The sequence below is a fragment of the Aequorivita vladivostokensis genome, assembly GCF_000952855.1.
GTDB lineage: Bacteria > Bacteroidota > Bacteroidia > Flavobacteriales > Flavobacteriaceae > Aequorivita > Aequorivita vladivostokensis.
In genome coordinates this window covers 22,165-41,889 of record NZ_JSVU01000013.1, presented here as the reverse complement: position 1 = coordinate 41,889, position 19,725 = coordinate 22,165, and the positions used below count along the sequence as shown (strand labels likewise).

15 protein-coding genes and 2 pseudogenes are annotated in these 19,725 nt (G+C 42.0%); 10 read left to right on the top strand and 7 right to left on the bottom strand.

From position 1 onward, the window contains the following. Positions 1-217, bottom strand: a pseudogene (locus tag MB09_RS14715) (IS1182 family transposase); the annotation flags it as partial. Between the two features lie 240 nt (positions 218-457). Here MB09_RS14715 and MB09_RS14710 point away from each other — a divergent pair. Next, entirely contained in the window at positions 458-922 is a 465-nt protein-coding gene (locus MB09_RS14710; RefSeq protein ID WP_045081680.1) for a hypothetical protein, read from the top strand. A 180-nt stretch (positions 923-1,102) separates the two neighbouring features. On the opposite strand, the pseudogene MB09_RS16635 reads toward MB09_RS14710, so the two are convergent. Both MB09_RS16635 and MB09_RS14700 read right to left on the bottom strand, forming a co-directional pair. Further along, positions 1,103-1,303, bottom strand: a pseudogene (locus tag MB09_RS16635) (transposase); the annotation flags it as partial. Positions 1,304-1,434: 131 nt separating this feature from the next. After that, positions 1,435-1,968 carry a hypothetical protein gene (locus tag MB09_RS14700; protein ID WP_131459938.1) on the bottom strand — a complete coding sequence of 178 codons (534 nt, stop codon included), beginning with the start codon at positions 1,966-1,968 and terminating at the stop codon, positions 1,435-1,437. 100 nt (positions 1,969-2,068) lie between these two features. Between MB09_RS14700 and MB09_RS14695 the strand changes: the two genes are divergently transcribed. From MB09_RS14695 to MB09_RS14685, 3 genes are all read left to right on the top strand, one after another. Continuing rightward, positions 2,069-2,773 carry a hypothetical protein gene (locus MB09_RS14695; RefSeq protein WP_045081677.1) on the top strand — a complete coding sequence of 235 codons (705 nt, stop codon included), beginning with the start codon at positions 2,069-2,071 and terminating at the stop codon, positions 2,771-2,773. 133 nt (positions 2,774-2,906) lie between these two features. Then, complete coding sequence (gene uvrB / locus MB09_RS14690; protein ID WP_045081676.1) at positions 2,907-4,904, top strand: excinuclease ABC subunit UvrB; 1,998 nt, start codon at positions 2,907-2,909, stop codon at positions 4,902-4,904. Between the two features lie 218 nt (positions 4,905-5,122). Beyond that, positions 5,123-5,776, top strand: coding sequence for a hypothetical protein (locus MB09_RS14685; RefSeq protein ID WP_084709150.1), 654 nt, complete (start codon positions 5,123-5,125; stop codon positions 5,774-5,776). A gap of 162 nt (positions 5,777-5,938) precedes the next feature. On the opposite strand, the gene MB09_RS14680 is transcribed toward MB09_RS14685, so the two are convergent. Next, on the bottom strand, positions 5,939-7,468 hold the full coding sequence (locus MB09_RS14680) for a GH3 family domain-containing protein (protein ID WP_045081674.1): 1,530 nt from the start codon (positions 7,466-7,468) through the stop codon (positions 5,939-5,941). Between the two features lie 76 nt (positions 7,469-7,544). On the opposite strand from MB09_RS14680, the gene rluF reads away from it, so the two are divergent. Next, positions 7,545-8,438: a 23S rRNA pseudouridine(2604) synthase RluF gene (gene rluF, locus MB09_RS14675; protein WP_407637650.1), complete on the top strand. Its 894-nt coding sequence runs from the start codon at positions 7,545-7,547 to the stop codon at positions 8,436-8,438. Between the two features lie 73 nt (positions 8,439-8,511). On the opposite strand, the gene MB09_RS14670 is transcribed toward rluF, so the two are convergent. Continuing rightward, positions 8,512-8,943, bottom strand: coding sequence for an Hsp20/alpha crystallin family protein (locus MB09_RS14670; RefSeq protein ID WP_045081673.1), 432 nt, complete (start codon positions 8,941-8,943; stop codon positions 8,512-8,514). A 205-nt stretch (positions 8,944-9,148) separates the two neighbouring features. Here MB09_RS14670 and MB09_RS14665 point away from each other — a divergent pair, with 205 nt between their 5' ends. Beyond that, entirely contained in the window at positions 9,149-10,423 is a 1,275-nt protein-coding gene (locus MB09_RS14665; protein WP_045081672.1) for a DUF2254 domain-containing protein, read from the top strand. On the opposite strand, the gene MB09_RS14660 is transcribed toward MB09_RS14665, so the two are convergent. Further along, entirely contained in the window at positions 10,420-10,815 is a 396-nt protein-coding gene (locus MB09_RS14660) for a tellurite resistance TerB family protein (protein ID WP_045081671.1), read from the bottom strand. The genes MB09_RS14665 and MB09_RS14660 overlap by 4 nt on opposite strands. A 64-nt stretch (positions 10,816-10,879) precedes the next feature. Beyond that, complete coding sequence (gene sucC, locus MB09_RS14655) at positions 10,880-12,070, bottom strand: ADP-forming succinate--CoA ligase subunit beta (RefSeq protein WP_045081687.1); 1,191 nt, start codon at positions 12,068-12,070, stop codon at positions 10,880-10,882. A gap of 215 nt (positions 12,071-12,285) precedes the next feature. Here sucC and lysA point away from each other — a divergent pair, with 215 nt between their 5' ends. From lysA to MB09_RS15645, 4 genes are all read left to right on the top strand, one after another. Then, positions 12,286-13,491 carry a diaminopimelate decarboxylase gene (lysA, locus tag MB09_RS14650; RefSeq protein ID WP_045081670.1) on the top strand — a complete coding sequence of 402 codons (1,206 nt, stop codon included), beginning with the start codon at positions 12,286-12,288 and terminating at the stop codon, positions 13,489-13,491. 104 nt (positions 13,492-13,595) lie between these two features. Next, positions 13,596-15,287 (top strand): phytoene desaturase family protein, encoded by a 1,692-nt coding sequence (locus tag MB09_RS14645; RefSeq protein ID WP_045081669.1) that lies wholly within the window; start codon positions 13,596-13,598, stop codon positions 15,285-15,287. 162 nt (positions 15,288-15,449) lie between these two features. Beyond that, entirely contained in the window at positions 15,450-15,641 is a 192-nt protein-coding gene (locus tag MB09_RS14640) for a cold-shock protein (protein WP_026451656.1), read from the top strand. Positions 15,642-15,795: 154 nt separating this feature from the next. Next, entirely contained in the window at positions 15,796-19,710 is a 3,915-nt protein-coding gene (locus tag MB09_RS15645; RefSeq protein WP_052671416.1) for a M36 family metallopeptidase, read from the top strand. Positions 19,711-19,725: the final 15 nt, after the last annotated feature.

Here is a 19,725-nt window from a genome sequence, read left to right as displayed (position 1 = left end):
TTATGTTTTCCAGATAGCCCACCAGGCATATCTTAAAAAAGACCACGGGGTCTATGCTCTTTTGCCCACTTTGTCCATAGAACTTATTGGTGAGCGGGTAAAGAAAGTCCAGGTCTAGAACTTCTTTTAGCCGTCGGTAAAAATTTTCTTTTGAAACCCTGTCGCTTAGCTTAAAGCTTGTGAAGAGTTTTTCCTGATAGTTTTTCTTGCCTTGCATAGGCATGAAATTAATAAACTTCTCAATTTTATACAAGCCTTTTGCTATATTTGAAGAGGTGGTTGTGCAACAGGCACACCGTATAAAAAAAATTGCTAGTTTTAGCTAAACCAATATTAGTTGCTCGTTTGCTAGCTTCTGATTTTCCTTCGGAAAATCCTCGCACACAAACACGCAACTTTCCTTATACAACACGTTGTAAGCAATTTGAGAAAACCGCAAAAAAGCTACTAATCTAAAATGAGACTAAACGAATACTTAGCTGACCGACTGAAAGAAGTTTTTACAGAAGGTAAATGGGTCTTAGGCACAAATTTCAAGGAACAAATAATTGACCTTGATTGGAAACAAGCAACTCAAAAAATAGATGACTTAAACACAATTGCTGATTTGACTTTTCACATTGATTACTATATTGCTGGAGTGGCAAACGTTCTTAAAGACGGAACACTTGATATTCGAGATAAATATAGTTTTGATTGCCCACCAATAGAATCTGAACAAGATTGGAAAGATTTAGTAAATAAGTTTTGCCTTGACTCGGAAGAATTTATTGAACTTGTCAAAAATATGACTGACGAAAAAATATTATCGGACTTTGTAGATAAAAAATACGGTACTTTTTACAGGAATTTTGACGCAATGATAGAACATACTTATTATCATCTTGGACAAATAATATTAATAAAAAAACGAATCAAATAAAAACTGCTTACAACAATGGTAACCGTTGCACAACCCCTTAATTTTTTAAGTCCGAACCAATATAAGCCGTTTTAAGCGGCTTTGTTTTTTTGGTCAGGCTTGAGTAGGAACCAGATTTGGTGCTTTTAAAAAAAGCCATGCTACATTCTGAAGCACTATTTTTGGTAAAAAATACAAAACCAGGCTTTCCGCCCCGCTCTTTGCGCGTTTTTGGACGAACTTGAGGTATTTCTTGAGGTTGTAGGCCATTGCCGAGAGGTGCATGCATTTGTTGGCCTGTTTAATGCCAATGGTATTGACCTTGCGAAGCCCCATAAACTCCTTGAGGGTTCCAAAGACAGGCTCCACGGTGCTTTGCCGTTTGCTTTTTAGATACCGACCAGTGGCCCCCCCACTAGCGCACATTTGCAACGTGTGCCCCCAAACCTGTTCAATCCCAGTTCCGAATTATACCATAGGCAAGGCACACCCCTGTCATGCTCAACTTCGCCAGTCCTCAGCCTCCCAAAGTGTCAAAGCCACGCCTCGAGCTTAAAGGTACAGTCAAAGCAAAAAACAATAAAGAAGAACCCAACAGACACCGGCAGGAGCCTAAACAGCCAAGAAGGGGCCACATAAGTTGGGTTCTTTATATTTTCCATACACCATCCAATCATCACACCCCCTTTCATAGTGCCCTTTGTGCCTTCTCCGTGCCCTTTGTGGTAAAAACCCAATGAACCAATCCCCCAATTAAACAAGAAACAAGAAACAAGAAACACAACACATTCCTCAAAGCCAATATTTTTTCCCTCAAAGCCAATATCATTTCCCTCATAGCCAATATCATTTCCCTCATAGCCAATATCATTTCCCTCACAGCCAATATCATTTCCCTCATAGCCAATATCATTTCCCTCATAGCCAATACCATTTCCCTCATAGCCAATATTTTTTCCCTCAAAGCCAATATCATTTCCCTCATAGCCAATATTTCTTCCCTCAAAGCCAATATCATTTCCCTCATTCCTCATCGCTAATCCCTCAGCACCAGTATCATAAAGCACAAATCCTTAAAAATTTAACTCAAATTAATTTTGAAATTTCACGAAAGCATTTTAAATTTATTTTGATATTTAATTGTCTTAAATCTAAAATCCAAAACCTATGGCATCCCGCACAGAAAACACCTTCGGAGCGCGTCTTTATAACGCAGAACAACTCTCCACAAACCTTGCAACCTTTGCAGGGTATGTACCACTAACCCCAGAAACTTCAGTGGCAGCATACAATACCTTAATTACGGCTATAGAAGACGTCAACGCACAAGTTGCCGCCGCACACTCTCAGTTCTCCCTCGCGGTAGATAACCGTCAGTACCTATTTATGAAAAGCGAAACATCATTGTTCAAAACAATGTCACCCATCCTCTCTTACGTTAAGGCAAAGTTTGGCAAAAAGTCTGAACAGGCTGCAGAAATAACCACCCTTGTAAACAATATAAGAGGAGAAAAAACCGCCAAATTAAAAAGAGACGAAGAAGGCGAATTTGTATCTCAATCACACCGTTCCTACGGTAGCCAGACCCAGTATTTTGCAGATATTATTACAATTCTTAACAGTTATGGCGAAGCATACGCCCCCACAAACACAAGCATCACCACAGAAAATCTAACCCTGCAGTTAGAAGCCCTAACAGCCGCAAACACGCAAGTAACAACGGCATACAGCACATTAAAACCCCTTCAGGACATGCGCCTCAATGAGTACAGTACCCTTTCAAGCCGCTCCCAAACCATCAAGGACGCAGTAAAATCACAATATGGTATCCAATCATCAGAATACAAACTCATAAAAGGCTACAAAATATAAAAAGACGCCCGCCCCAGCGGGCGTTTCCATTTTTCTCACTCAAAGAAAAGCCTACCATCAAAACTTCTCACCACTCACCACTCACTACTCACGTTCTATTTCACTACTTTTGTAAAGCAATGAAAAAGAACAAATGAATTTTAAATTAGCTACAGAATACACCCCCTCCGGCGACCAGCCCGAGGCCATAAAAGCCTTGGTAAACGGCCTAAACGCAGACGAAAAATACCAAACCCTTCTCGGCGTAACCGGCTCCGGAAAAACCTTTACCGTGGCCAATGTGGTGCAGCAAGTGCAAAAACCAACCCTGGTTTTGGCGCACAACAAAACCCTCGCGGCACAGTTGTACACAGAGTTTAAAAACCTCTTCCCCGAAAACGCGGTGGAGTATTTTGTGTCCTATTACGACTATTACCAGCCCGAAGCATTTATCCCCAGCAGCGGCACCTACATAGAAAAAGATCTTTCCATAAACGAGGAGATTGAAAAAATGCGCCTTAGCACCACCTCGTCCTTGCTTTCGGGCAGGAGGGATGTGCTGGTGGTTTCCTCGGTTTCCTGCCTCTACGGTATCGGGAACCCTGCGGAATTTCAGAAAAACGTGATCAGTTTGGAAAAAGGGCAGATCATCTCCCGCACCAAATTGTTGCACCGTTTGGTTCAAAGTCTTTACTCAAGAACCGAAGCGGAATTCAACCACGGCCGTTTCCGCATAAAAGGAGATACGGTAGATGTGTACCCTGGTTATGCGGATGATGCTTTTAGAATCCACTTTTTCGGAGATGAAATTGAGGAAATAGAAGTGTTTGACCCATTGAACAACAACATAAAAGCCAAATACGACCGACTGAATATTTACCCTGCAAATATGTTCGTTACCTCGCCAGATGTGCTGCAGGGCGCCATCCGCCAGATTCAGGACGATTTGGTAAAACAGGTGGAATATTTTGGCGAAATAGGAAAACATCTGGAGGCAAAACGTCTGGACGAACGAACCAATTTCGATTTGGAAATGATTCGCGAACTCGGCTATTGCAGCGGCATTGAAAACTATTCGCGCTACTTGGACCAGCGACTGCCCGGCACGCGTCCGTTCTGTTTGTTGGATTACTTTCCCAGGGATTATTTGATGGTTGTGGATGAAAGCCACGTAACCATTCCACAGGTAGGCGCCATGTACGGTGGCGACCGTTCCCGAAAGGAAAATCTTGTGGAATATGGCTTTAGATTGCCAGCTGCGATGGACAACCGTCCGCTAAAGTTTGAGGAATTTGAAGCCCTGCAAAACCAAGTAATCTACGTAAGCGCCACGCCCGCCGATTACGAACTTGAAAAAAGCGGTGGCGTGTATGTGGAACAGATTATTCGCCCCACAGGTTTGCTGGACCCACCCATTGAAGTACGCCCCAGCCTAAACCAGATTGATGATTTATTGGAGGAAATCCAATTGCGCGTGGAGAAAGACGAACGCGTTTTGGTAACCACCCTGACCAAAAGAATGGCGGAAGAACTCACCAAATATTTAACAAGGGTACAAATCCGTACCCGCTATATTCACAGTGATGTGGATACCTTGGAACGCGTAGAGATTATGCAGGATTTGCGCCTCGGACTCTTTGATGTGTTGGTAGGTGTAAACCTGTTACGGGAAGGATTGGATTTACCGGAAGTTTCCTTAGTAGCCATTCTGGATGCCGATAAGGAAGGATTTCTGCGAAGCAACCGCTCGCTTACCCAGACCGTAGGCCGCGCCGCCCGTAACCTAAATGGAAAGGCAATTATGTATGCCGATAAAATAACCCGAAGCATGCAGGAAACCATTGACGGCACCGAGTACCGCCGCCAAAAGCAGATTGCCTATAATGAAGCGCATGGCATTACGCCAACGCAGATAAAAAAGTCATTTGAAAACTCATTGACGAAATCCAAGCAGGAGGCTTATACGTTTGAAAATGCCGAAACCCTCGCCGCGGAATCGGAGGTGGAATATTTGACCAAGGCACAGATAGAAAAGAAAATCCGCGACACCCGAAAAGCCATGGAAAAAGCCGCAAAGGATTTGGATTTTATGATGGCCGCCAAGTTGCGGGATAAGATTAAGACGTTTCAGAAACAATTGGAAGAGGTTTAAGTTCAATTTTCAATGCTCAATGTTCAATGTTCAATTTTCAATGCTCAATTTTCATTTATATTAACCCGAAACACGAAACACGAAACACGAAACCCGAAACCCGAAACCCGAAACCTGAAACCTGAAACCTGAAACCTGCAACAAAAAATACAAATCCCAAATCCCAAATCCCAAATCCCTAATCCCAAATCCCGAACACCCAATACCGAGAATTTATAATGCCTTTAACGTCCCTCATAAAACCTATTTTGTACTTTACCATTTCTATGGTTTCAGCGCAAAATATCAATTTGGACAATAAGATTATTCCCGAGAGCATCAAAAAAGAAGTTATTGAGGCGATTTCCTTTTATCCTGAACTGTACGATACCGCAATTGAATTCAAATTCAAGGAGAATATTAAAAAATCCACTATGCAGGCCCAGCCGCGGTTTGCGAGTTTTTTTAAGAGAAAGGAAAACCGGGAGTACGTAATTTTAATAAGCCGAAACATTCAGATTGAAGGCGAACATTTCACCATGGAAGATATACCATCTGATGTAAAAGTAGGTTGGCTTGGCCACGAACTGGGCCACGTTATGGATTATAGGGAGCGCACAAATTTTGGGATGCTTATCTTCGGAATAAAATATCTGTTCTCTTCAGCACATATCAAGGAAGTTGAGCGCACTGCAGATACCTATGCCATTGCCCACGGGATGGGGGATTATATTTTAAAGACAAAAAACTTCATACTCGACAATGCCAGCCTTTCCGAAAAATACAAGGAGCGCATCCGCCGCCTTTACATTTCCCCAGAGGAAGTAATGGAGCTCATCAATGAAAATAAAGTAGAAGAGGAGCCAGAGATTGTGGGGGAAGAGGGTAGCTGATATGTTTTATTGTTGAAGCGATAATTTGTTCAATAGACCCTTAGGCCGCGCTCAGAGCAACAAGATTTGTGATTTGAAAATTTTCGGAATTTGTATTTTTAAAACCTCAAACCTCAAACCTCAAACCTCAAACCTCACACCTCACACCTCACACCTCAAACCTCACACCTTAACCTGAGTTTTTACAAACCTTTCCCACTCAGCAAACTTTTCCTCGTCCATAACCTTTTCCATTTTTACCTGTCCGCCCTTCTTTTTGTTTTTGGCGTTCCATTCGTGGAAAATTTCAGGATTAACAGTATTCACTTTTACGCCCTTCAGCGCTTTTGAACGTGCGACTGCGTAGTTTTTATTTGCTTCCTTTAAGGCTTCATCCAGCGCGTTCGCTATTTCTGCTGCGTCGATTTCGGTTTGCGTACCCAAATACCAATGGTGGTAAAATTCGCCCTCTATTTTGACCGCTGCTAAAGTAAATTCAGGGATTTTTATATCGAATTTCTCCTCCATTTCACGCAAGGCAACTTCCATTTTGTTCACGGATAATTGTGAACCAACCACATTTAAAAAGAATTTGGTCCGCCCCGTGATTTTTATTTCGGCCTTTTCCACATCGGTAAAAGCAATGGTATCGCCAATCAAATAGCGCCAAGCGCCCGAGACTGTACTGATTATCAAAACATAATCCACACCCGGTTCCACTTCGGCGAGGGTTAGGGCAGGGGCGTCCTGTGCAAGGGAACCATCATCGTTGATATACTCGGGTTTGAAGGGAACGAATTCAAAATAGATTCCATTGTCGGTAACTAACTTCATTGAAGTGGTATCGGGCCTATTCTGAAATGCCAAAAACCCTTCCGAGGCCAAATAGGTGTCAATCACAATAATGGGATGCGCCAATAATTGGTTAAAACTCTTCTCATACGGCTGAAACGCAACACCGCCAGTGGTATAGACCTGCAGGTTTGGCCAGATTTCGTGAATGTTTGCCGCATCGTGGTATTCAATAACCTTCTTCATCATCAATTCCATCCACGAAGGAATGCCGCTGAGGGCACCAATGTCCCAATTTCGGGCATTTTTGGCAATGGTTTCCACCTTTTGGTCCCAGTCGTCCATTTGGGCAATTTCCTCTCCCGGTTTGTAATAGCCCCGAAACCAAAACGGAATGTTGCTGGCGCTGATACCGCTTATTTCACCCTCCAAAAACTGATCCTGTTCCTCCAGATTGGTGCTGCTGCCCAGCATCATGATTTCCTTTTCGTAAAAATCGGAAGGGATTTCAAAATTGGTCAATGCGCCAACTTGCTTGATGCCCGTCGTGCGAATGGCCTCGATCATCTCGTCGGTAACGGGAATGCGTTTTGAGGTTTTTCCGGTCGTGCCGCTGCTTCGGGCAAAGTAGGTAGGCTTTCCGGGCCAGCTAATATCTTCCATTCCTTCCTGGGTCTTGCACCACCATTCGGCCTCCATTTGGTGGTAATCAAAATAGGGAACTTTCTCGGCAAACTCTTTTTCAATATCGGTTGCTTCAAGAATTTTTGAAAAGCCGTAATATTTCCCAAAGGCGGTGTTCTTTGCTTTTTCGAGAAGGTTTTTTAGGACTTCCCGCTGCGATTCCACGGGAGATTTTTCTGAAACGATCGCTCCCCGTAGATCGATCGCGGTTTTTATTATTGAGCCGAGTATTGCCATTGTTGAAATTTTTGTTGAAACTACAATTTTTTAAAAAGTTGGATAGGGCGTTTAAATCAAATTTAACCTTTTCGCCATGCGCTGCAATAATGGTATCTTTGTTGAAAAATTAGAAATGCACCATCCAGATTCCGTACGATTGAACAAGGCCATAAGCGATAGCGGTTACTGCTCCCGCCGCGAGGCCGACACTTTAATTGAAAAGGGACGCGTAACCGTGAACGGGGAAAAAAGCGGGCTGGGCGATAGGGTAATGCCCGAAGATGAGGTGCGCGTGGACGGAAAACTCATTAAGGAAAATACTGCCGAAGTGTATATAATGCTGAACAAACCCGTAGGCATAACCTGTACCACCGACACGCGTTTTGACGATAACGTAGTTGATTTTATAAAACATCCCGAACGTATTTTTCCGGTTGGAAGATTAGACAAACCAAGTGAAGGCCTGCTGTTGCTTACAAATGAGGGCGATATTGTGAACAAAATCCTGCGTGCGGGGAACAAGCACGAAAAGGAATATATAGTAAAAGTAGATAGACCTGTTACCGATGAATTTATTAAGCGCATGGGTTCCGGGATTCCTATTTTGGATACAGTAACCAAGCGATGTAAAGTGGAACGAATAAGCAGGTTTGAGTTTCGGATTATTTTGGTGCAGGGCTTAAACAGGCAGATTCGCAGGATGTGCGAATATTTGGGGTATGAAGTTGTTGCTTTACAACGCATCCGCATTATGAACCTTGAGTTGGGAGATTTACCAGTAGGCGCGTGGCGCGATCTTACGGCGGAAGAACTTAAAACGCTGAAAGACTCCGTTAAGGATAGTGATGGTCTCCCCAAGGCTTATCAAAAAGATGGCCGGGAAAAGTCGGTAGAAACCGTAAAACCTGAAAAGAAAAGACAAGAGGAGCGAAATTTAAAAAGAGCCCAGAGAAGTACAGGTGGGCGAAGAAGGAGAGGGCCCAATTAGTCCCATGAAAAAACCGCGCACCGATTGAGTAGCACGCGGTCATTTTCAACTAACTAACCAAATTAAATTTCAATTATGAAATCTCAACCATTTTCTTCAATGCTTTCTTTTCTTCTTTAGGAAGCGTAATCTTTAAAATACCATTTTCGTAATTGGCCTGAATGTCTTCAGTTTTAATATTTTCAGGAAGCTTGAAAGAACGCTCAAAACTCTGGTAATTAAATTCCCTTTTTCTAAATCGGGAATCGTTATTTTCTTCTGTTTGTTCTTTGGCTTTTTTTGAAGAGATTTTCAATGTATCTTCCTCAACTTCAATGGAAAAATCTTCTTTCTGCAAACCTGGAACAGCCAATTCGACTACAAAATTCGGGAAATTTTCAATAATATTTACCGCCGGAATGCTAAATGTTTCATAATTGTTATTAAGCACATCTAACTTATTGTCAAAAAGCAGATTATCCAAAAGTCCTGGTAACCATATACTGTTTTTATTAACTGTTTTCATATTGTTTTATTGTTTAAAATCTCCGTTTATTTTACTTCTAATTGGCAATAACAATTCCAATGTAAAAACTACGACTTTTTGTCTGAAACATGTATATTTTGAATGACTTTTTGGCATTTAGATTGCGCTGAGCTGAAATTTTCTCTTCGTTTTTAGGAATTATGAAGGTGGGTTTAACTACTTTTAATTTGAATAAACCATATCTATGAAAAAACTCTTCATCCGCATTTTTGATTTCTTCAATACTGTTGAAAGTAAGATTGCCTTTTATCCTACCTTATTTGCGTTTTCAGGTTTTTTAGTGGCTCTTTTAATGATGTATCTGGAGCAACACGGCATTTCAAGAAGAATAATGGACGTATTGCCGCAGCTTATGGTAGAGGATGGCGATACCGCCCTTACCGTATTGAGTGCCTGTCTGGGGGGATTGATTTCGCTAATGGTTTTTAGTTTTTCAATGGTAATGCTTTTGCTAAGCCAAGCATCAAACAATTATTCGCCCCGATTGCTTCCTGGATTGATAAGTGACAAGCGGCACCAATTAATTTTGGGAATATATCTGGCCACGATTCTCTACAATATCTTTACACTTTTCTCCATTGAACCAAGTGAGGATAAATATACATTGCCCGGTTTTTCAGTGCTTTTGGGCATTGCCTTTACTATTATATGTTTAGTGGCTTTTATTTATTTTATCCACAATATTTCGCAGAGCATACAAATCAGCAACATTCTGGACACTATTTTTGAAGCGGCTGAACTGCGTTTACAAAAGTTGATTTCTTCTGAAGAAGGACAAACCAAAGATTTTTCAGATACCACAAATTGGCACGAATACAAAACCGGACGGAGCGGGTATTTTCAGAATATTTCAATAAACAATATTTTAAGAATCTGCGATGACGAAAAAACCAAAATGTACATTACCGTCCCCAAAGGATTGTTCGTTCTGAAAAATTCTGTATTCCTGAAATCGGAAAAACCGCTGGATGAGAAAGTGGTAAGTGCAATTATCTCCAATATAAGTTTTGCCCGCGGGGAATTGGTAGAGGATAACTACGTCTTGGCCTTCAAACAGATTACCGAAATTGCGGTAAAGGCAATGTCGCCCGGGATTAACGATCCTGGAACTGCAATCAATGCCATAGATTACTTGACAGATCTTTTCGCCCTGCGGATGCAGAAAAAAGATAATGGAATCATCATTCATAAAGAAAAGGCTACGCTCCGTATTGCGGTAGTTACATTTGAGGAACTTATGTACAACGTAATGGCTTCTTTGAGGACCTATTGCAAGCACGACCCAATAATGGTGGAAAAGTTATTGTGGATGCTCATTTATCTACAGCAGCAACCGGCGGCCGAGGACAATTACATTTTGGCCATAAAAAAGGAAATGGAGACCCTGGTAAGCCAGGCTAAGAACTCATTCGATTCAAATAAGGATGTTTCAGTGATTGAAAAGATGATTTTGGACTAGTTGTAATATATCTTGAAGACTTTCAGTAATTCTTCAGCTGGGATGGTATTGTTTTCAGACTGTTCCAACTTTTTCAAAATTTGGTCGGCCACAATAGGGCGAATGCCCATTTTAAGTCCAAAATTTTTTAAAGCAACGATTTCTGATTGATGGGTTTCGTTATCGATTTTCATCATTAAAATCAATTTATAGAAATGCGTGATGCGCTCAACCTCTGAATAAACAGGACGTGAGTCCTCTGGGTTTTGAAAGAGTTCGAGTATTTCCTGATCAGAAATGTCCATTCTTCGGGCCAATTTCTTTACAAATGCCACTTCAGAAGGCTTTATTTTGCCGTCTGCCCGCACCATATTTATTAAATCACTAAGAAGAGATTTGGGATTTTTCTCCATAAATTATTAATTCACAAAAAAGCCCTCGCAAATGCAAAGGGCTTTCAAAATTATTGGTGTTAATTTAGGAAAGAACTTCCTTCACTTTATCTGCAGCTTCTTGGAATTCTATTGCACTCTGAACGTCCAGTCCACTGTCGTCAATCAATTTTTTAGCGATATCGGCATTGGTTCCCTGCAAACGAACAATGATTGGAACGTGGATGGTGCCCATATTCTTATAAGCATCAATTACCCCTTGGGCCACTCGGTCGCAACGTACAATTCCACCGAAAATATTAATAAGGATTGCCTTTACACTCGGATCCTTCAAGATTAGTTTGAAAGCGGCCTCAACGCGCTCGGCATCTGCGGTTCCACCTACGTCAAGGAAGTTTGCAGGTTCGCCGCCCGCTTGCTTAATAAGGTCCATTGTTGCCATTGCAAGACCAGCGCCGTTAACCATACAGCCAACGTTTCCATCAAGATCCACATAGTTCAAGCCTTTTTCCTTAGCTTCAACCTCTACGGAGTTTTCCTCGCGTTTGTCGCGCATTTCCATATAATCCTTATGGCGGAAAAGTGCATTGTCGTCTATACTTACTTTTGCATCAACGGCGATAATTCTATCATCACTTGTTTTTAAAACCGGATTAATTTCAAAAAGTGACGAATCGGACTCGTTGTAGGCTTTGTAAAGCGCGGTAACAAATTTGGTCATTTCCTTAAAAGCCTTTCCGCTTAAACCAAGATTGAAAGCAACCCTTCTTGCCTGAAAACCTAAAAGACCAACGGCTGGGTCAATTTCTTCGGTGAAAATTAAATGAGGAGTTTCCTCGGCCACCGTTTCTATATCCATTCCACCCTCGGTAGAATACATAATCATGTTTCTTCCCGTGGAACGATTTAACAGGACGCTCATATAATATTCCTCTGGCTCATTGTCGCCTGGGTAATAAACATCTTCAGCAACCAAAACTTGGTGCACCCTTTTTCCTTCTGCGGAAGTTTGCGGGGTTACAAGATCCATCCCAATGATTTTTCCGGCAATTTCCTCAACCTCCTTTATATTCTTCGCAAGTTTTACACCACCACCTTTTCCGCGGCCACCGGCGTGTACTTGGGCCTTGATAACGTGCCAGCCTGTTCCGGTTTGTTCGGTAAGTTTTTTTGCGGCCTCCACTGCCTCTTTGGGGGTGGTAGCCACGATACCGCGCTGTATCTCAACGCCAAAACTGTTTAAAATTTCTTTTCCTTGATATTCGTGTAAATTCATAGTAGCGGTTTTGTACCTACCCGTTTGGCAGGCAGGCTTGTTTATGGATTGCAAAAATAACAAATGTAACAGGAATGCGCTAATGTTTTTAAAGCTTTACGTTTCAGAAATTTTCCATCCTTCACAAATTTGAAAATTTAAGTGATTCTTAATGAAGTAATTCGGCATTCCTTTCTATTTTTGCGCCTTAATTTTAAAAAATTTATTCCAAAGAAATGAAAAACCAAGACCTTTTGGCAATTGCCCAAGAATTCGGAAGCCCCGTGTATGTTTATGATGCCGCTAAAATTGAAAAGCAGTATAAACGGTTGACCGGCGCTTTTGATAAGGTGGATAGTTTGAGAATAAATTACGCCGTAAAAGCCCTTTCAAATATTTCAGTATTAAAATTGCTAATTAATATGGGCAGTGGTCTGGACACGGTTTCTATACAGGAAGTGATGCTGGGCTTGGAAGCCGGGGCTAAACCAGAGGACATAATCTACACGCCCAACGGAATTTCGCTGGAAGAGATTGAAAAAGCCGCAAAATTAGGGGTGCAAATAAATATTGACAACCTTTCCATTTTGGAGCAATTCGGAACCAAGCATCCCAAAATCCCTGTTTGTATCCGAATAAACCCGCACGTTATGGCAGGCGGAAACGCAAATATTTCCGTGGGGCATATTGACAGCAAGTTTGGAATTTCAATCCATCAAATGCCCTTGTTGAAAAGGATAGTTGAGAATACAGGGATGAATATCAACGGAATCCATATGCACACGGGCAGCGATATTTTGGACATTGATGTTTTTCTCTATGCTTCGGAAATTCTCTTTAATGCGGCTGAAAATTTTGAAAATCTTGAATTTATCGACTTCGGAAGCGGTTTCAAAGTACCTTACAAAGAAGGCGATATTGAAACAAACGTAGAGGAATTGGGAAAAAAACTGAGTAAGCGCTTTAATGATTTCTGTAAAAAATACGGTAAAAACTTGACCTTGGCCTTTGAGCCAGGGAAATTTTTGGTGAGTGAGGCCGGACAATTTTTGGTAAAGGTAAATGTGATAAAACAAACCACTTCTACCGTTTTTGCGCAGGTGGATAGCGGGTTCAACCATTTAATCCGCCCGATGCTTTACGGCTCGCAACACGAAATTTCAAATATTTCAAGGCCCCATGGAAGGGATCGATTTTACACCGTAACAGGGTACATTTGTGAAACCGATACGTTTGCGAACAACCGCCGCATTCCGGAATTGCACGAGGGAGATATACTTTCCTTTCATAACGCTGGGGCATATTGCTTCACCATGGCGAGTAACTACAACTCCCGTTATCGGCCTGCGGAAGTACTTTGGTATAAGGGAAAGGCACATTTAATCAGAAAAAGAGAAACTTTTGAGGATATTTTGAAAAACCAGATAATGGCAGCGCTGTAGTTTTTTTGAAAATTTCTGAAAGCAATGTTTCAATTTCAATAAAAAGTATAGCTTTGTTTAAATATGATTAACAAATATTCAACAAAGTTACACTTCTGAAAAATATGCCTCCCAGTGCCACCTCCCGTCCAGTCCATAGACAAAATGATTTTGATACAATTATAATTGGAAGTGGCGTAGGCGGCCTTGCTGCAGCTATCTTTTTATCAAAGGCGGGTCAGAAAGTATTGGTTCTGGAGCAGCACGATGTGCCCGGAGGATGGTGCCATAGTTTTTATTTAAATGGCCATCGCTTTACTCCGGGTGTTCATTACGTGGGGCTATTGGATAAAGGACAATCTACTTCGCAACTCTATGAGGCACTTGGTATTGCGGAGAACCTCGTTTTTTTCAGAATGAATCCAGCTGGCTACGAGCATGCTTATATTGGGGATGAGCGTTTTGATTTCCCGGGAAATTTTGACCAACTGATTGCCGCGCTTGTGGAAAGATTTCCGAAGGAAGAGAAAAACATAATAAAATATCTAAACCTGGTAAAAAACGTGAGCGCCGAGTTGCAACTACTTCCAAATGTAGAAGGGTTTTGGCAACATCTCACCATCCCATTCCGAACCAAGAATATGGGGAAATATGCTCTTTTCAGCCTCAAAAGGGTGATCGATTGGCATATTAAGGATCCGCTTCTTAAAAAAATTCTCAATATACAATTTGGTGATCACGGGCTTGCTCCCGCCAGGGCGAGTTTTCCGTTGCACTGCGCAGTGATGGACCATTACTTTAATGGGGGCTTTTATCCCTGCGGCGGCGGAGCGGCAATTGTAAAGGCAATGACCAGAACCTTAAAAAAACACGGTGGTGAAGTGCGAACACAACAATCCGTAAAAAAGATTCTGCTGCAAGTTTGCAAAAGAAAAACGGCCGTGGGTGTTGAGCTGAAAGGCGGGGAGAAGCTATTTGCCCAGCGCATCATTTCAAACGCCGATCCGAATATTACCTATCAGCAACTTGTAGGAGAAAAAAACTTAAGTAGAAAACTGACGAAAAAGTTAAGCAAGACGACTTATTCATGCACTTCACTTATGCTTTTTCTAACGGTAACTATGGATCTCAGGGCTGCGGGGATGGATTCCGGAAATATTTGGCTTATGCCCAATGAAGATATGGATACCGTCTATGAACGCATGATGATGCCCGATATAACTACCGAGGCTGCTTTTGAGGGAATGTTCATCAGTTGCACAACCTTGAAAGACCCTTCCAGTTTCGATGGAAAACACCACAGCATAGAGGCCATAACCTATTTGGATTATAAAGTTTTTGAGGAATTCAAAAACGAGGGGGAGCCACGATCCGAAAAGTACCTTCAATTTAAGGAACTGCTTACGGAAAAAATGATCAATACTTTGGAAAAAGTGTTGCCTACCATTCGAGAGCATATTGTTCACAAAGAACTGGGAACGCCCATAACAAATGAATATTATATAAATTCCACTAAAGGAAATGTGTATGGAACGGAGAAGAAACTTACACAAATTGGGCCTTTTGCCTACAAATCAAAAAGTGAAATAAAAAATCTGTACCTATGTGGCGCCAGCATTGTTAGCCACGGAGTTGCGGGGGCTGGATACTCAGGATTGCAGACTGCGGGTGAAATTTTAGGAAAAAAACAGCGGGAATTATTAAATACAGATAGCGATCAATCCATATTAATACTGGAAGCGGAAAATAATTCGAATTATCCACTTTGGCTTCAAGAGAAGATTTCAGCCAAAAAAAGACGAATAGCCAGTAAGTAAACGGTAATATAAGTAACGATTTGAGGATTTTTTATACATTATATTAAATTTCAACAAAAAGTTTAAAATTTTAAGTTTTTGAAATAAACATTGTTAAAAATTAATATTTCTCATTTATAAGATTATCTTTGCCACTTATTATAAATTTTTTAATTAAATACAATGAACAAAGGAACAGTAAAATTCTTCAACGACACCAAAGGTTTTGGTTTTATCACTGAAGAAGGAACCAACAAAGAACATTTTGTACACATTTCAGGCCTTATCGACGAAGTTCGCGAAGGTGACGAAGTAGAATTTGATCTTCAAGAAGGCAAAAAAGGATTGAACGCGGTAAACGTAAAAGTGCTTTAATACACACAATTTTTTTAAGACAAAGCCTCCCATTTTGGGAGGCTTTTTTTATTGCCATATATCTCTCGATTTTTTTTAAATTGCGTGATGACAAATGATTGATTTATACGATTAAATAATAAATCAATTTAACTAAATAATCCAACCTTCTATTATGAAAAAATCAGCATTACTCTTAATGATGCTGTGTCTATTGGCATTTCAGGTCTCCGCACAGCAAAAAAATTCCGAAAGAAAGAACCAAGAAGCCAGATTGGCTTCTGAGCCAGCGACCATTTCGTTGGCAAAACTAGTATTACAGAAAACCGGTGAGCTCGCGATTACCAACGAGCACACAAGCCGAACCAGTGGTATTAGACACGTATATGTTAGGCAGACCATAGACGGTCTGGAAATATATGGAACTGAATCCAGTGTGCATTTTGACAATACAGGTAAAGTGCTGGTGGAGCATAACAACTTCTTGGCAGATCCAAGAGCTACCATTAAAAGTAGTTCCCAGGCAATTTCGGCCAGACAGGCAATTACTTCCGTTGCGGGGCAAATGGGTTACCGTGTCCAAAACCTTGAACAGATTAAGAATATTGGTGGCAAAAGCAAAGCGGCAATATTCAACAAGGCTGGAATTTCTTCTGAAGAAATACCCGTTAGACTAATGTATTATTATCGGGAGGAAATTGGTACTCAATTGGTTTGGGAACTTTCCATAGCCGAAAAAACTTCCGCCGATTGGTGGAATTTCCGCGTAGATGCCGTCACTGGAGCCATTATCGATAAGGATAATTGGACTGTATCATGTAATATTTTGGGAGATCACGCAGACCATGTACACGCAACAGATGCGCCCGCACCATTTATCGGGCCTATGCGTGAACCCGCTCAAGCCAATAAAGGTTTGTCGGCTATGGTAGCCCCACCTACGGCCCGTTATAGAGTATATGCTATGCCTGTGGAAAGCCCAAATTATGGAACCCGAACCTTAGTAACAAACCCTGAACACTTAACTGCATCCCCCTACGGATGGCACGATACTAACGGTGATGATACTCCCGAGTATACCAACACACGTGGTAACAACGTAGATGCCTATGATGATGATAATGCAAATAACAGTCCTGACGGGAAATATGCTTTTAGTCCCGGAGGCAACCTGGTTTTCGATTTTCCGTTAAATACTACCTATAGTAGTGGCGATCAGTCAGAAAATGCTGCCATTACCAACTTATTTTATTGGTCAAACATTATTCACGATGTTACCTATATGTATGGTTTTGATGAAGCAAGTGGAAATTTCCAGCACAATAACTACGGAAACGGTGGAGCAGGCAATGACCCAGTAAATGCAGAAGCCCAAGATGGGTCTGGATCTTGCAACGCTAATTTTTCTACTCCAACCGATGGAAGCCGTCCCAGAATGCAAATGTATGTTTGTAATACTCGAGATGGTGATTTGGACAATGCTGTAATCGTTCACGAATATGGACACGGAATTTCAAATAGACTTACCGGCGGGCCAGCGGCATCATCTTGTCTTCAAAACCAAGAACAGATGGGCGAGGGCTGGAGCGATTATTATAGCTTGATGCTAACCATGGAACCCGGCGATGCAGGTCCCGATTACCGAGGTGTTGGAACTTGGTTAATAGGAGAGGGTCCCGGAGGACCTGGTATTCGAGTATATCCATATAGCACCGATTTTGCTATAAACCCCCATACCTATGACGATATTAAAACGGCCGTTGCACCGCACGGTGTAGGTGAAGTGTGGGCAACGATGCTTTGGGAAATGACTTGGGAAATTATGGCTACCGTACCCTACAGTCCCGATTTTTATAATGGAAACGGAGGAAACAATATTTCTTTGGCGCTTGTTACCGAAGGATTAAAACTTCAACCATGTAGCCCTGGATTTGTCGATGGTCGTGATGCTATTTTGGCAGCAGATCAGGCACTGTTCGGAGGAGCTTACCAGTGTGCTATTTGGGAAGCGTTTGCGAGAAGAGGTCTTGGGTTTAGCGCAAGCCAAGGTTCTTCCAGCAGCAAAAGCGATGGAACCGAAGCTTTCGATCTTCCGCCTACGTTTTCAAATCTAGACGTGGTCGATGAAATTTGCCTTGCAGGTGGTATAGTTACAGGACTTTCGGGCGGTATGCCCGTAGGTGGCATTTATAGTGGACCGGGTGTAACTGACGATGGAAATGGTACCACCTTTACTTTTGATCCAAGTGTAGGCGGCCCAGGTTTGGTAACCGTAACTTACGCAGTCAATGATTTCTGTACCGGAGCGCCAATAACGCTTACGGATGATATAAATGTTACCAACAACGCTCCGGAAATTATCTGTATGGGATCCGGCCCAATCCCAATGTCCGGCTCTCAGTCAGTGAGTCCTAATGTGCCGATACCCGACGGGAATACCTCAGGCGTAACTACCACCATGACAATTTCGGAAAATGTAACAATTACCGATCTGGACGTGAACGTAAATATTAGTCACACTTGGGTGGGAGATGTTATTGTTAAAATCAAATCGCCAGCAGGTACTATTGCTACTATCATTGACCGACCAGGAAGAACTTCTTCAGGCTATGGATGTTCGGGTGACGATATCGTAGCTACCCTCAATGATGAAGCAGCCACCTCGGTGGAGAATGAATGCCAGTCTGGCACACCAACCATACATGGAAGTTTTATTCCCAATAATCCACTTTCCGTTTTTGACGGCGAAAGTACTATGGGTGTCTGGGAAATGACCGTCTCCGATGTGGAAAGTGCATTTAGTGGAACCTTGAATAGCTGGGGAATAGAATATGATTATGAAATAACAGCGCCAGTACTGGATGTCAACTTGGATTCCAACGGAAATGCTACTATTAATGCGCAGGATTTATTATACAGTATTTCGGTTGATTGCGGTAATTATACCGTGCTCGGAGGAAGCCCCCTTGGAGCAACAATAGATTTTAGCTGTGCCGATGTAGGACTCAATACAATCCCGGTGCAGGCAACCAACGATACTGGTGCGGTTTCAACCTGTTCAGCAATTGTAAATGTAATAGGTAACGGGGGCGGCGGTCCATTGACCTGCCCTGGAAATATCACCCAGAACAACGATCCCGGAATTTGTGGGGCTGTGGTAACCTACACCGTGGACTCTCCTGCAGGCTGTGGAAGTGGAACCTTAACCCAAACTGCCGGTATAGCAAGTGGTGACACGTTCCCGATTGGTACTACAACCAATACTTTTGAATATGATGATGGTGTGAATCCAATTCAAACCTGCTCATTTGATGTTACTGTAACCGATTCAGAAAACCCAATTACGGTTTGCCAAAATATTACCGTGCAGTTGGATGCCTCGGGCAACGCAACCATCGTTGCGGCCGATGTTGACGGCGGAAGTAATGATAATTGCGGAATTGCAAGTAGCAGTATTGACGTTTCATCCTTTGATTGTTCAAATCTTGGAACCAATAATGTAACTTTGACAATAACCGACGTGAACGGAAATTCATCCACTTGTATTGCAGTGGTAACCGTGCAAGATCTATTGTCGCCAGATATTACGTGTCCTTCAAACCAAACTGTAGTTGTACCTTCTGGTGAAATGTTCACGCTACCAGATTACTTCGGAATAGGAGAGGCAAGTGCGACAGATAATTGTACCGATCCAGTGACCATCACATCGCAAGATCCCGCTGCCGGCACGCAATTGGGCGATGGGGTTCACACCATATCTCTTACCGCCGAGGACGGAAGCGGTAACATTTCCGTGTGCACCTTTGAATTAACGGTTGACGTTGAACTTTCTGTTAACGAAATAGGTTTACAGCAGATTACTTTATTCCCGAATCCGGCTAAGGATCAAGTTGTTTTGGATAATCCACAAGCCCTTTCGTTGGAAAACTTGAGTATTTATGATATTCGCGGCAGACTTATTTTGAAAGTCAATTTGAATACTATGGGTATGAGAAAAACGATAGATGTTTCCAAAATGGCTGCAGCTACCTATTTTATTAAAATAGAAACTAAAAATGGTCAGATAGTAAGAAGACTCATAAAAGAGTAAGCTTGAGATTTTAGT